Consider the following 12,858-nt stretch of genomic DNA (forward strand, 5'->3'; position numbering starts at 1 on the left):
TTCCCGGCTCCCGGCGCCGCCCGATGGTGTGGCGTGGGGAACGCCGCCGCCGGTCCGCGCGTCCACTGGCGGCTACTCGGTGCGCAGCCCTCCCGGGCGGAGCGCCTGGCGCAGCGCGGGCAGCGTGCACAGGGCCAGGACCAGCACGACGACGGCGGCCGTCGCCACGGTGGTGGCCAGCTCGGTCCAGGCCACGCGGAAGCGCTCGGCCGGCACCACCAGCCACGCCGTGCCGAGGCCGACCGGGACGGCGAGCGCGATGCCCAGCGCCGTGGGGATCGCCGACTGCCACAGCGCAGCCGACGTGAGGACGTTGCGCGGGACGCCGTTCGCGGTGAGCACGGCCGTCTGCCGGCGGCGCTCCCACACCTGGTCGACGGCCGCGGCGGCGAGGCCGACCACGGCCAGCAGGGTGAGCAGCACCGAACCGCCGATCACGCCGCTGCGCAGGGACGTGAACAGCTCCACCTGCCCCGCCTGGAACGTCGACCGCAGCGCCACGCCCCGGTCGACGCGCCCGGTCGCGGCCAGCAGGCTGTCGCCGAACGCCGGGTCCGGGGCGCCGACCACGACCAGCTCGGCCGGCGGGACGGCGTCGAGCACCGGGTCGGTCCCGCTCGCGACGAACAGGCCGGGCGCGCTGCCCGGCACGGTCCGGGGCTCGGGCGCCGTCCACGGGCGCCCGCCGACGACGAGGCTCGTGCCGGCCGGCGGCACGCGGGTGCCGCCGGCCGTCCGGTAGGCCGAGCCGGGCGCGCAGTCCGTGACCCGCAGGCGCTCGGCCAGTTCCGCGCAGTCGGTGCTGACCACCAGCGCAGGCGCCGCGCCGCCCGTGCGGTGCGCCCGCACCTCGCTGACCCGCCGCACGCCGCCGACCAGCGCGATCGCCTCCTCCAGGGACCGGACCGGGGTGTGCTCGGAGACGTCGAGCACCCAGCGGTCGGCCTCGGACCGGGCGTCGAGCGCGGACTCGGCGGTGACCCGCGCGGCCACGCCCAGCACCACCTGCAGCGCCAGCGAGCCGGCCAGCACCACGACCACCCCGGACAGCACGCGCGGCACCCCCGAGTCGGACCGCAGCCCGCGCACCGCGAGCATCGGCGCGACCCCCTCCGGGTGCAGGCGGTCGGCGACCAGCCCCACCAGCCACGGCAGCACCGCGCCGGTCCCGGCGAGCACCAGCCCGATGCCCGCGCCGACCGCGAGGGCCGTGGCCGAGTCCACCATCACCCGCCAGGAACTGCCCGCCACCGAGGTCGCCACGAGGACCACCGCGCCCGCGCCGACCAGCGCGAACCGCCACCACGCCCGGCGGCGCACCGGCGCGGGGCCCGCGGTCGCCCGCCCCAGCGGCCCCGCGTCGTCGGTGCGCAGCGCGAGCAGCGCGGACACCACCGCGACCACCGGCACGCCCACCGCGATCACCGCGCCCAGCAGCGGGTCGGGCAGCAGGTCGGTGGGGAAGAACCCGACCCCCTCGACCTCGATGAACCGCGCCAGCGGGCGGGCGGCGAAGAACAGCGCCACCCCGACGAACAGCCCCAGCACCGCGCCGGTCAGCGTCTCGCCGCCGGCGATCCACCGGACCTGGGCGCGGCTCGCGCCGACGAGGCGGATCGCGGCCAGCCGCCGGCCCCGGCCGGTCGCGCCGAGCCGGGTGGCGACCAGCACGAAGATCCCGAGGGGCACCAGCAGCGCGCCGATCGCGGCCACCACCAGCAGCCGGTAGGCGGGCAGCAGCGTCGACCGGGGCTCGTCGGCGCCGAAGCCGGCGACCGGGACGGCGCCGCCGGCGTTGCGGTCGGACAGCCCCGCGTAGAACAGCAGGGACTTGGGCCTGGGCAGCCCGGCGTCGGCGATGACCCCGATGACGCGCTCGGGGAACCGCGCGCGCACCGAGTCGTCGGTCTCGATCAGGTGCAGCAGCTCCGGCGAGACCACCACCTCGCCCCGCTCGGGCAGCCGGCCGACACCGGGCGGCGCGGGCCGGTCCGCCCCGGTGGCCGCCAGCTCCACGCCGAGGATGCGGCGGCCCTGCCAGGACACGGCCACCTCGCGCGCGCGAAGCGGCCCGCCCTCCTCGGCCGGGTGCAGCGCGGCGGCCCGGACGCGCTCGGACTTGGCCTCCCGCGCCGGGCCGACCGACGCGGCGAGCAGCAGCACCACCACGCCGAGGCCGACGCCGGCGGCCGTCAGCGCCAACCTGGCCCACGAGGTCCGGCTGCCCCCGACAGCCAGTCGGACCCCGAGGACCAGGTCGGCGACCCACCTGCGGTTCACCGGAGCCCGCCCCGGACGGGACGGACCACGGCCATCACCCTCCGCGCCGCCCCGGTGGGGGCGGGGTGGAGGGAGCTTCGGTTGGGGGAGCGATCGCGGAGCACACCCCTAAAGACGCCGCAGGGGGCCGTTTCGTGGTCCCCGCGGACCAATTCGCCGGCGATCGGTTCGGCAAACCCCCGGCCGCCCGGACGACCGGCCCGTGCGCCGCGCCGCCCACCCGCCCTCGGCCGACCCGCTCCCGGCACGCCCGCCCCTGGCTCGCCCGCTCCCGGTTCGCCCGCCCCTGGCCACCCGCTCCCGGTTCGCCCGCCCCTGGCCGACCCGCTCCCGGCTCGCCCGCTCCCGGTTCGCCCGCCCTCGGCCCACCCGCTCCCGGCTTGCCCGCCCCCGGCCCACCCGCTCCCGGTTCGCCCGCTCCCGGTGCGCCTGCCCTCGGCACGCGCTGCCCGGCCCGTGCGGCGCACCGCACGCCCACCCCCGGTACGCGCTACCCGGCCCCGCGCCCACTCCCGGCACGCGCCGCCCGCCCCGCCGGTTGTGGTGTGGCTCGCTGCCGGTGGGTGTTGTCCGGTTCGTCGGTTGCGGCGGCCTGCTTTGGGTGGGTGTTGTCGGGTCTGTGCGGTTGCGGTGCGGCTTGCTCTCGGCGGGTGTTGTCGGGCCCGCGGGGAGCTGCGGCCTGCTCTCGGCGGGTGTTGTCGGGCTCGTGCGGCTGCCGGTGGCAAGCGCTCTCCGGTGCGCCGGCCGCGGACCGGGGCGGTCGTGGCCGGGCGGGCGCGGCGCGCCGCCGCCCCGGCGGGCGGCGGCGCACGCGAGCGGCACGGTCATTCCGAGCGCAGCCCCAAGGCCCCGGTCGCCCGGTGCAGCGACGGCAGGGTCAGCAGGGTCACCACCGCGACCAGGGCGGTTGCCGCCGTGCTGAGCACGGTGATGCCCGACCAGTCCAGCACGATGGGCTGCTCGACGATGCGCAGCAGCAGCACGGCCAATCCGGAGCCGACGGACACGGCCACCGCCAGGGACAGCAGCAGCGGCACGGCGTTCTGCCAGAGCAGCGAACGGCCCAGCGTCGCCCTCGGCACCCCGCTCGCGGCCAGCACCGCCAGCGGGCGCCGGCGCTCCCGCACCTGCTCCAGCGCCAGGACCAGCAGGCTGCTCCCCGCGAGCAGCAGGGTGATCAGGGAGCCCGCGAGGAGGGCTTGGCGGATGCTCCGGAACTCCTTGACGCTCTGGCTCACGTCCGCCTCGCCGTAGTTGTACGAGAACGTGCGCCAGGTCAGGGGCGCGATGGCGTTGCGCACGTGCTCGCCGACGTCCGGCCGGCCGGTGTCGACCTGGACCAGGAGGTTCGACCGGTGCAGCGGCACGTCGACGCCCTTGAGCGCCCCCGGCGTGAGGACGAGGCCGTGCTGGGTGTGCGCCGGAGCGGTGACCTCGGTGAACTCCGGGACCACCCACTGCGCGCCGAGGAGCTGCTCCTCGCCCTCCTGCTCGTAGAACACGACCCGCGTCCCGGGTCGGATCTCCTCGTCCGCAGGCGTGATCCGGTCCGAGTCGCGGACGAAGAACGCGTCGCCGTCCCGGCAGTCGGACAGGCCGGTCTGCAGGCGCAGGACCTCGCAGCCGGCCACGGTCGCGCCGTGGACGTTCTGCTCGTCGCGCATGAACTGGACGTACGACACGGGGTGGACCCCCTGGACGCCCGGCGAGCGCTCCAGCATCGCGGCGGCCCGGTCGGCGACCTCGGCGGTGGACCTGGACAGGTGCACCATCACCCGGCCCGGGTCGGACTGGCTGGGGCGGTCCACGAGCTTGGACTCCGCGCTGGCCATCACCGACTGCAGGGCGATGCCGCCGGCCAGGACGACCGCCACGCCGCCGACCACGCGGGCCGCCGTGCCGCTCTCCAGCTGCAGCCGGCGGATGGCCAGCTGCCACGACGGCGCGCCGCCGCGCAGCCTGCCGACCGCGCGCTCCACGACCCACGGCAGCAGCAGCGGGATGCCCAGCAGCACCATCAGGATGCCGCCGATGATGGCCGGCGTCGACGCGTCGTCCCTGCTGCCGCCCAGCGCGCCCGACTGCGACACCAGCGCCGGCGCGCCGATGAAGATCGGCACCGCCCGCCACCACAGCACCCGGCGCACCGGCTTGGACCGGCGCACCACGCCCAGCGGCTCGACCACCGTGCGGCGCATGGCGACCACCGACGTCACCACCGCCAGCACGGGCACCAGCACGGCGATCAGCGCCGCCAACAGCGGCGCCGGGGTCAGGTCGTCGACGAACACGCTCAGGCCCGCCAGCCGGACTTCCTCCACGAACGCCCGGGCCGCCAGGAACAGCGCCGCGCCGACGGCCAGCCCCGTCACCGCGCCGAGCAGCGCCTCGCCCGCCGCGATCAGCCGCACCCGCTGCGCGCCCGCGCCGACCAGCCGCAACGCCGCCAGCCGCCGGTCGCGCTCCGCGCCCGCCAGCCGCGTCGTGATGCCCACGAACACCAGGACGGGGAACAGCAGCGCGACCACCCCGACCAGGATCAGCAGGGTCAGCACCTGGTCGAGGACGCGCCCGGGCGCGGTCCCGCCGTAGGAGACCACGGCCGTCGTGCGGCTGCGCTCGACCGACGGGTCACCGGCGACGAAGGTCAGGTCGTGCGGGGAGGTCAGGCCCGCCTGGCTGATCACGCCCACCCGCTGCTGGGGGAAGCGCGCGCGCAGCAGCTCCCCCTCCGGGGAGTCGAGCAGGTCCGCGAGCGCGGGGGAGAGGACGATCTCGCCGGCGCCGGGCACCCCCGACAGGCCCGGCGGCACCGGCGAGCCCGGCCCGCTCGCGTGGACGAACCGGCCGGCGATCGGCCGGCCGCGGAACTCCGAGGTCCACGAGTTGGCGTAGAGCACGTCGCCGCTCGTCTCCGGGTCCGCGGTGACCGCCTGCGCGGCGGCGGTGCGCTCGGCTCGGGAGGAGATCACGGTCGGCAGCGAGGACGCCACGAGCAGCACCGCGACCCCGATGCCGATGCCCACGCCGGTCAGCGTGAGCCGGACCCACGACGTGCGACCGCCGCCCAGCGCCAGCCGGACGCCCAGGAGCAGGTCGGACAGCACGCGCTTCATCGGCCGCCCTCCGCTCCGCGCGCGCCGGGCCGGCGCGCCAGGACCCGGCGCTCGGCTCGGGCGCGACCGAGGACCGCGGCGCGGCGCCGGGTCGGCACGCCGCCCGCAGACGATCCGCGGCTCTCGGGCAGCACAGGACCCCCGTGCAGCACGTGGCCTCCGTGCAGCGCGTGGCTCCCGGTCGGCGCGTGTCCCCTGAGCGGCACGCGGCTCCCGGACAGCGTGTGTCCCCCGAGTGGCACGCGGCTCCCGGACAGCGTGTGTCCCCCGAGTGGCACGTGAGTTCCGGACAGCACGTGACCCCCGAGCGGCGCGTGGCTCCGCGGGAGCACGTGGCTTCCGGGTGGCACGGGGCCTCCTGCCCGGATCCGGTGCGCGGTCGGGGCGAGGTCGCGGAGCGAGGCGTGGCGGGCAGCCACGACCGGGCACGGGAGCGCGGTCGAGCGCGGTGAGCCGAGGTCGTGGTGGACCCGGCACCGGACCCGGCGCGGCGAACCGCCGACACGTGAACCGCCGACACGCGGCCGGCGCACGTGCCGACCGCCGACACGCGGCCGGGCCTCGTGGCGTTCGGCCGGCCCGTGGGCGGAGCCGGAGCGGGCGGCCCGCAGCGCGCCCGGCGGGGTGGTGCGAGGAGTCATCGGACCGGCTCGACTTCCCGCGAGCGGCCGTCGCGGACCACCACCTCGCGATCGGAGTAGGCCGCGACGCGCGCCTCGTGCGTCACGAGGACCACCGCGGCGTTGGTCTCCCTCGCGGCGGTGGTGAGCAGCTGCATCACGCGTTCGCCGTTCAGGGAGTCGAGCGCGCCGGTCGGCTCGTCGGCGAACACCACCCGCGGGCCCGTCACCAGGGCGCGCGCCACCGCGACCCGCTGGCCCTGGCCGCCGGAGGTCTCGCCGGGGCGCTTGTCGCGGACGTCGGAGACCTCCAGCCGCTCCAGCCAGCCGGCGGCCCGCGCCTCGGCCTCGCGGCGCTTCATGCCGCCCAGCCGCAGCGGCAGGGCCACGTTCTCCAGGCAGCTCAGCTCCGGCACCAGCTGGCCGAACTGGAACACGAACCCGAAGTCGGTGCGCCGCAGCTCGCTGCGCTCGCCGTCGGGCATCGCGCTCAGCTCGACGTCCCGGTACCGCACGGTGCCCGAGTCCGGCGTCAGGATGCCGGCCAGGCAGTGCAGCAGCGTGGACTTGCCCGAGCCGGACGGGCCCATCACCGCCACGACCTCGCCGGCGCGCACGCCCAGGCCCGCGCCGGCCAGCGCCGGGGTCGGGCCGAACGCCTTGTGCAGGTCCACGGCCTCCAGCAGGGCGCTCACCGGGCCACCTCCGCCAGCCGGGCCGACAGCTGCCCCAGGCGCGCGGCGGTCAGCTCCAGCCAGCGCAGGTCCGCCTCCAGGTGGAACAGCGCGTGGTCGCAGATCAGCTGGTCGGCCAGGTCGCCGGCGGCCTTGCGCCTGGTCAGCTCGCGCATGGTGCGCAGGTGGGCGGACCGCTGCACGTCGAGCACCTCGTCGGCGCTGCGACCGGACAGCAGCGCCAGCACGACCTTCGCGTACAGCGTGTTCTGCAGGTAGGGCTCGGGCTTCTCCGGCGTGCCCAGCCAGGTCTCGACGTCGGTCACACCCGCGTCCGTGATCGCGTACCGCTTCCGCTCCGGACCGTCACCGGCCTCGACCCCGGCCTCCTCGACGAGGCCGTTGCGCAGCAGGCGCGACAGCGTCGTGTAGACCTGCCCGTAGTGCAGCGGCCGGTCCTGGCCGAAGCGCTCGTCGTAGGCCCTCTTCAGGTCGTATCCGTGCCGGGGCCCCTTCTCCAGCAGGCCCAGCAGGGTGTGTCCGATCGACATGGGTGCGACTATACACAGGGTGTATACACCGGATGAATACCCTGATCGGGGGTCCGCTGAACGGGGAGTAGGGCTAACCCTTGAAAAGGGCTTGACGGTTACTTCGCCACATCGCGACTCTCCGACGCCTACAGTGGTGGTGTGACTGGTCTGGCGGCCGGCTGGGACCACGCGGCTCTCGCGCAGGGTCGAGCCGGCGATGCGGAACACGATGTGGAGCTGCTGCTCGCTTTCCTCAACACCCGAGACCTCGAACTCGGCACGGACGTCCTGGACAGCGCCGCCGCCTGGCGGGCGTGGGTCACCGAGCGCGGCCTAGGCGGCGTCGGCGACCTGGCCGAGGTCCGCGCCGTGCGCACCTCGCTGCGGGCCTCGCTGGGCGAGGGGCACGACGGGCCCGACCCCACCCCGGCGGCGGGGCTGATCCGCGTCGACCTCAGCCACGGGGTGCCCCTGATGTCCAGCGAGGACGCCCTGGGCGCGGTGCTGGGCGCGGCGGCCCGGCTGGCGGTGCTCGGGTCGTGGGAGCGGTTCAAGATCTGCCAGGCGGACGGCTGCCTGTGGGCGTTCTTCGACCGCTCGCGCAACCGCTCGCGCACGTGGTGCTCGATGCAGGTGTGCGGCAACCGGGAGAAGGCGCGCAACTTCCGGGAGCGGCGCGCGCTCAGCGTGTCCTGAGGCGTGCTCGGGGCGTGCCCGGGAAGCGTTCACGAGGGGCGTTCCCGGGGGCGGCTCACACCACCCACTGGCCGACCGCGTAGATCGCCAGGCCCGCCAGGGCGCCCACCACCGTGCCGTTGATCCGGATGAACTGCAGGTCGCGGCCGACCTGCAGCTCGATCTTGCGCGCGGTCTCCTCGGCGTCCCAGCGCTCGACGGTGTCGGTGATCAGCGTGGTGATCTCGTCGCGGTAGTTGCCCACGACGTGCCCCGCCGCGCCTTCGAGCCACCCGTCGACCTTGGCGCGCATGGACTCGTCGGACACCAGCCGCCGCCCGAACGAGACCAGCCCCTCGCGGATGCGCTTGCGCAGCTCGGAGGACGGGTCCTCGGCGGCGGCCAGCAGCATCCCCTTGGCCGTGCCCCACGCCGACCCGATCAGGCGCTGCACGTCCGGGTGCTCGACCACCTGCTGCTTGACCGCCTCGGCGCGCCCCATGGTCACCGGGTCGTGCTGGAGGTCGCCCGCGAACGAGATCAGGAAGTGGTCGACCGCCTGGCGCATCGGGTGGTCGGCCTCGGTCTTCACCGCCCACGCGAAGTTCAGCAGCTCGTTGTAGACCTTGTCGCCGAGCAGCGAGTCCATGAACTTCGGCGACCACACCGGCGACCGCTCGCTGACCAGCCCGGCGATCCGGTCGTGGTTGTCCCGCACCCAGTCGTAGGCGCGGTCGCACATCAGGTCCACCAGCTTGTGGTGCGCCCCGTCGGTGAGCACCTGCCCCAGCAGCCTGCCCAGCGGCGGGCCCCACGGCTGGTCGGTCAGCCGCCGCACCACCGCCTGCTCCACGATCGCCTGCACGTCGTCGTCCCGCAGCACGGTGATCGCGCCCTTGACCACGTTCGCCAGCTCGGACGTCACCCGCTCGGCGTTGTCCGGCTGGACGACCCACGCGCCGACCCGCTGCGCGATGCCGACCCGCCGCAGCTTGTCGCGCACCACGTCCTCGGACAGGAAGTTGGCGCCGACGAACGACCCCAGCGCGTCACCGAAGGTGTCCTTGCGGGTCGGGATGATCGCCGTGTGCGGGATGGGCAGCCCCAGCGGCCGGCGGAACAGCGCGGTCACGGCGAACCAGTCGGCCAGCGCGCCCACCATGCCCGCCTCCGCCGCCGCCCGCACGTACCCGACCCACGCCGGGCCGCCCTCCTCGAACGCCAGCGCCACCAGGAAGACCGCCGTCGCGGCCAGGAACAGCCCGGTGGCGACGACCTTCATCCTGCGCAGGCCCCGGCGCTTGAGCTGGTCGGCCGCCGTCAGTTGCTCCACGGGACCATTGTCCGTGAAGATTCGGAGTCGTGCGGGTACCAGCGCTTGTCCCCAGGATGCGGCCGTTCGCCTCGACGATCTTCGCGGAGATGACCGCGTTGGCGACGCGCACCGGGGCGGTGAACCTCGGTCAGGGCTTCCCGGACACCGACGGGCCGGCCGGGATGCTCGCCGTGGCCAAGGAATCCATCGACGGCGGCCTCAACCAGTACCCGCCCGGCCCCGGGATGCCGGTGCTGCGCGAGGCCGTCGCCGAGCACCGGGCGCGGTACGGGACGCGCTACGACCCGGACACCGAGATCCTCGTCACGGTGGGCGCCACCGAAGCCGTCGCGGCCACCCTGCTGGCGCTGGTCGAGCCCGGCGACGAGGTCGTGCTGATCGAGCCGTACTACGACTCGTACGCGGCGTCGGTCGCGCTGGCGGGCGCGACCCGGCGCACCGTCGGCCTGGTCGAGGAGCCCGGCACCGGCCGGCTGGGGCTGGACGCCGGGGCGCTGCGCGCCGCGATCGGCCCGCGCACCAGGGCCGTGCTGGTCAACTCGCCGCACAACCCGACCGGCACGGTGCTCACCCGCGCGGAGCTGGGCGAGATCGCCCGGCTGTGCGTCGAGCACGACCTGGTCGCGATCACCGACGAGGTCTACGAGCACCTGGTGTTCGACGGCTCCGAGCACCTGCCGCTGGCGGCGCTGCCGGGCATGGCCGAGCGCACGGTCACCATCTCCAGCGCGGGCAAGACGTTCAACTGCACCGGCTGGAAGATCGGCTGGGTGTGCGGGCCCGCCGACCTGGTCGGCGCGGTCCGGGCCGCCAAGCAGTTCCTCACCTTCGTGGGCGGCGCGCCGTTCCAGCCCGCCGTGGCGCACGCGCTGCGCGCCGAGCTGCCGTGGGTCGAGCGGCTGCGGGCGTCGTTGCAGGACAAGCGCTCCCGGCTGGCCGAGGGTCTGACCCGGGCCGGGTTCGCGGTGCGGCCCAGCGAGGGCACGTACTTCATCACCGCCGACGTCCGCCCGCTGGGCTTCGACGACGGCGAGCAGCTGTGCCGCGAGCTGCCCGGGCGGATCGGCGTGGCGGGCGTGCCGGTCCAGGTGTTCACCGACCACCCCGACCGGTGGCGGCACCTCGTGCGGTTCGCGTTCTGCAAGCGGGACGAGGTCCTGGACGAGGCGATCCGCCGGCTGCACCGGCTAGGCGCCTGACCGCACCGCCGGCCGGGCGCCCGCGAGCCGCTCCTGCACCAGCGCGTGCCGGAACTGGTGGCAGGCGCCCGCCTGGCGCAGCACGCCGAGCTTGCGCGCGTCGTCCAGGAACACCATCAGCTCCCACGGCAGCCTGCCCCGCAGCGCCAGCCAGACCCGCGCGACGGTGAACCACCACCACCGCAGGTGCAGCACCGACAGCGCGAACCCGAGCATCAGCCCGCAGGCCAGCCCCAGCCCGACCATGCCGGTCTGGTTCGGCCCGAACACCAGCCCGCCCGCCGCGCCGAACACCACGGCCAGCACCAGCGACCCGGTCCACACCGCGACCCGGTCCCGCGCCATCGTCCACTGAGGACCGGACGGGTGGCTCAGCTCGGCGTCGCTGCCCAGCGCGAACCGCAGCGCCACGGCCACGGCCAGCCCGAGGCCGACCACCAGCCCGGCGGAGAGCCCGTACAGCGCGCCGAAGACCAGCCCGACGGCCGTGCCCAGCACACCGCTGACGACCACCACGCTGCGCCACACCCCCAACCGGGGCTTGGGCTCGCGCTCCCGCGAGGCGTGCAGGGCGGCCACCGCCACGGCGACCCCGGCGACCAGCCCCGTGACGGGGGCGAACCGGGGCGTGCTCGCGTAGGCCATCAGCCACCCCACCCCGAACCCGCCGACGGACCCGAGCACCACCGCGCCCAGCACCGCCAGCCACCGCTCGCCGACCGAGCGCCGCAGCTCCCACCAGGCCAGGTCGGTGATCCCGCGGGCGCGCATCTCCCGGGCCAGGAACGCCAGCCAGCGGGCGGCCTTCTCCCGCGGCCACACCTGGCTGGCCCGCGCCTGGTGGGCGGCCCCGCGGTCGCCGAACGCGCCGGCCACCAGCGAGTCGACCAGGTGGTCCTCGACCGACCGCCGGTCCGGGAACCGGGTGCGGTCCAGCAGCTCGCTGGGCTCGCCGTACGCGTAGACGACCCCGGCCAGCCCCACCGCCAGCGGCGTGGACAGGGCGTCGGCCAGCCGCCCGTCCGGTTCGGCGCGCAGGTGCAGGAAGATCGGCTCCCAGCGGGCCGCCGCCACCGGGTCGGCGTGCGCGCGCAGGTAGCCGGCGATCTCCTCGTGGTCCAGCGGGTGCAGCCGCACGACGTCGGCGGCGACGACCTCGACGCCCGCCTCGTCGAACTCGTCCGCCCGGCAGGTGAGCACCAGCGGCACCGACGCCGGGAACGCCCGGTTGATCCGCCCGAGCGCCTCGGCGCGGTGCTCGCGGGGGATCCGGTCGAGCCCGTCCAGCACGGGGAACACGCGCCGCTGCTCCACCAGCAGGTCGCCGGCGTAGCTGCCGTACAGCTCGGTGTTGCGCAGCGCCGGGTGCTCCTCGTAGAGGCGGCGGGTCAGCCACGTGCGGACGTCCTCGGCGTGGGGGTCCCAGGTGGACAGCGAGACGGGGAACGGCACCGGCCCGCCTTCGTAGCGGTCCAGCAGGCCGATGGTGAGCAGCATGGCGATGGTGCTCTTCCCCGCGCCCGCCTCCCCGAGGAACACCATGCGGGGGTGCCGCTCGAACGCGCCCACCACGGCGTCGCTGCGCCCCGGGCGACCGCTGGAGGAACTCCAGTGCAGGTCGAGCATGTCCTCGCCGAGGCCCCGCGCCCGGCACTCCTCCGCCCACTGGCCGTGCAGGGCGACGGCCAGCGCGCGGGTGGCGGCGTCGAGGCTGTCGTCGGTGGCGAGCCCGGCCGCCCGCCGCCGCTGCAACCAGGGGTCGAACGCGGCGAGGAACGCCAGGAAGCCGACCGCGAGCCCGGACAGCCACAGGTCGGGCGGGATGCCGTAGTCGGTGACGAACAACCCGGCCACCGCGAGCAGGGCGGCCAGGACACACCCCACGAGCACGGCACGCTGACGAAAACGGGACACGAGGGCATAATGTCCCACCGATCACGCCAAGTGGTGACGCGGTCACCTTCGTGTCGTGCGTACTCTCGAGTACGTGATCTGCCCCAAGTGCCAGGACCTCATGCGCACCATCACGCGCGGAGCCGTCCACATCGAGCAGTGCGACAACTGCAAGGGCGTCTTCCTGGACGGCGGCGAACTGGACCAGATCGTCGCGGCCGAGCGCGAGCACTACGCCACCGCGCCGCCGTACGCCGACCAGCCGGCGGGCCCGCCGCCCCCCTACGCGGACCAGTCGGCCGGTTCCCCGCCGCCTTCGGCCGACCAGCCGGCGGGCTCGCCGCCGCCCTACCAGCCCCCGCCCGGCACGACGCCGCCCCCGGCCGCGTACCCGCCGGCCGCTCACCCGGCGGCCTACCCGCCGGGCGCCCCGCACCCGGCCGCCTACCCGCCGGGGCACTACGACCAGGGCTACTACGGCCGGCCGCGCAGGCGCAGCTTCCTGGAGGAGCTGTTCGACTAGCCGAGGCGC

At 75.7% G+C, this 12,858-nt stretch carries 9 protein-coding genes; 3 read left to right on the forward strand and 6 right to left on the reverse strand.

What is annotated here, in order from left to right; translation table 11 throughout:
• Nucleotides 1-72 precede the first annotated feature (72 nt).
• The 4 genes from JOE68_RS16780 to JOE68_RS16795 form a co-directional block, all read right to left on the reverse strand.
• Nucleotides 73-2,280 (reverse strand): FtsX-like permease family protein, encoded by a 2,208-nt coding sequence (locus JOE68_RS16780; protein ID WP_204843279.1) that lies wholly within the window; start codon nt 2,278-2,280, stop codon nt 73-75.
• An 824-nt stretch (nt 2,281-3,104) separates the two neighbouring features.
• Nucleotides 3,105-5,396 carry an ABC transporter permease gene (locus tag JOE68_RS16785; RefSeq protein WP_204843280.1) on the reverse strand — a complete coding sequence of 764 codons (2,292 nt, stop codon included), beginning with the start codon at nt 5,394-5,396 and terminating at the stop codon, nt 3,105-3,107.
• A gap of 637 nt (nt 5,397-6,033) precedes the next feature.
• On the reverse strand, nt 6,034-6,711 hold the full coding sequence (locus JOE68_RS16790) for an ABC transporter ATP-binding protein (RefSeq protein ID WP_204843281.1): 678 nt from the start codon (nt 6,709-6,711) through the stop codon (nt 6,034-6,036).
• Complete coding sequence (locus JOE68_RS16795; RefSeq protein ID WP_204843282.1) at nt 6,708-7,241, reverse strand: PadR family transcriptional regulator; 534 nt, start codon at nt 7,239-7,241, stop codon at nt 6,708-6,710. The genes JOE68_RS16790 and JOE68_RS16795 overlap by 4 nt, the downstream gene beginning before the upstream one ends.
• Before the next feature lie 141 nt (nt 7,242-7,382).
• On the opposite strand from JOE68_RS16795, the gene JOE68_RS16800 reads away from it, so the two are divergent.
• Nucleotides 7,383-7,919 (forward strand): CGNR zinc finger domain-containing protein, encoded by a 537-nt coding sequence (locus tag JOE68_RS16800; RefSeq protein ID WP_307819713.1) that lies wholly within the window; start codon nt 7,383-7,385, stop codon nt 7,917-7,919.
• Between the two features lie 55 nt (nt 7,920-7,974).
• On the opposite strand, the gene JOE68_RS16805 is transcribed toward JOE68_RS16800, so the two are convergent.
• Complete coding sequence (locus tag JOE68_RS16805; protein WP_204846141.1) at nt 7,975-9,180, reverse strand: DUF445 domain-containing protein; 1,206 nt, start codon at nt 9,178-9,180, stop codon at nt 7,975-7,977.
• 80 nt (nt 9,181-9,260) lie between these two features.
• Here JOE68_RS16805 and JOE68_RS16810 point away from each other — a divergent pair, with 80 nt between their 5' ends.
• Nucleotides 9,261-10,433: a pyridoxal phosphate-dependent aminotransferase gene (locus JOE68_RS16810; protein ID WP_204843283.1), complete on the forward strand. Its 1,173-nt coding sequence runs from the start codon at nt 9,261-9,263 to the stop codon at nt 10,431-10,433.
• Here JOE68_RS16810 and JOE68_RS16815 read toward each other — a convergent pair.
• Nucleotides 10,422-12,317, reverse strand: coding sequence for an NACHT domain-containing protein (locus JOE68_RS16815; protein ID WP_307819714.1), 1,896 nt, complete (start codon nt 12,315-12,317; stop codon nt 10,422-10,424). The genes JOE68_RS16810 and JOE68_RS16815 overlap by 12 nt on opposite strands.
• An 85-nt stretch (nt 12,318-12,402) precedes the next feature.
• Here JOE68_RS16815 and JOE68_RS16820 point away from each other — a divergent pair, with 85 nt between their 5' ends.
• A complete protein-coding gene (locus JOE68_RS16820) occupies nt 12,403-12,849 on the forward strand; it encodes a TFIIB-type zinc ribbon-containing protein (protein WP_204843285.1) in 447 nt (148 codons plus the stop codon).
• The last annotated feature ends 9 nt before the right edge of the window (nt 12,850-12,858 follow it).

Source organism: Saccharothrix algeriensis (assembly GCF_016907655.1).
GTDB classification, from domain to species: Bacteria; Actinomycetota; Actinomycetes; order Mycobacteriales; family Pseudonocardiaceae; genus Actinosynnema; species Actinosynnema algeriense.

Excerpts from the sequence above, each read along its gene's own strand:
- JOE68_RS16785 (WP_204843280.1), bottom strand. The coding sequence starts at position 5,396 with ATGAAGCGCGTGCTGTCCGACCTGCTCCTGGGCGTCCGGCTGGCGCTG.
- JOE68_RS16795 (WP_204843282.1), bottom strand. The coding sequence starts at position 7,241 with ATGTCGATCGGACACACCCTGCTGGGCCTGCTGGAGAAGGGGCCCCGG.
- JOE68_RS16805 (WP_204846141.1), bottom strand. The coding sequence starts at position 9,180 with ATGAAGGTCGTCGCCACCGGGCTGTTCCTGGCCGCGACGGCGGTCTTC.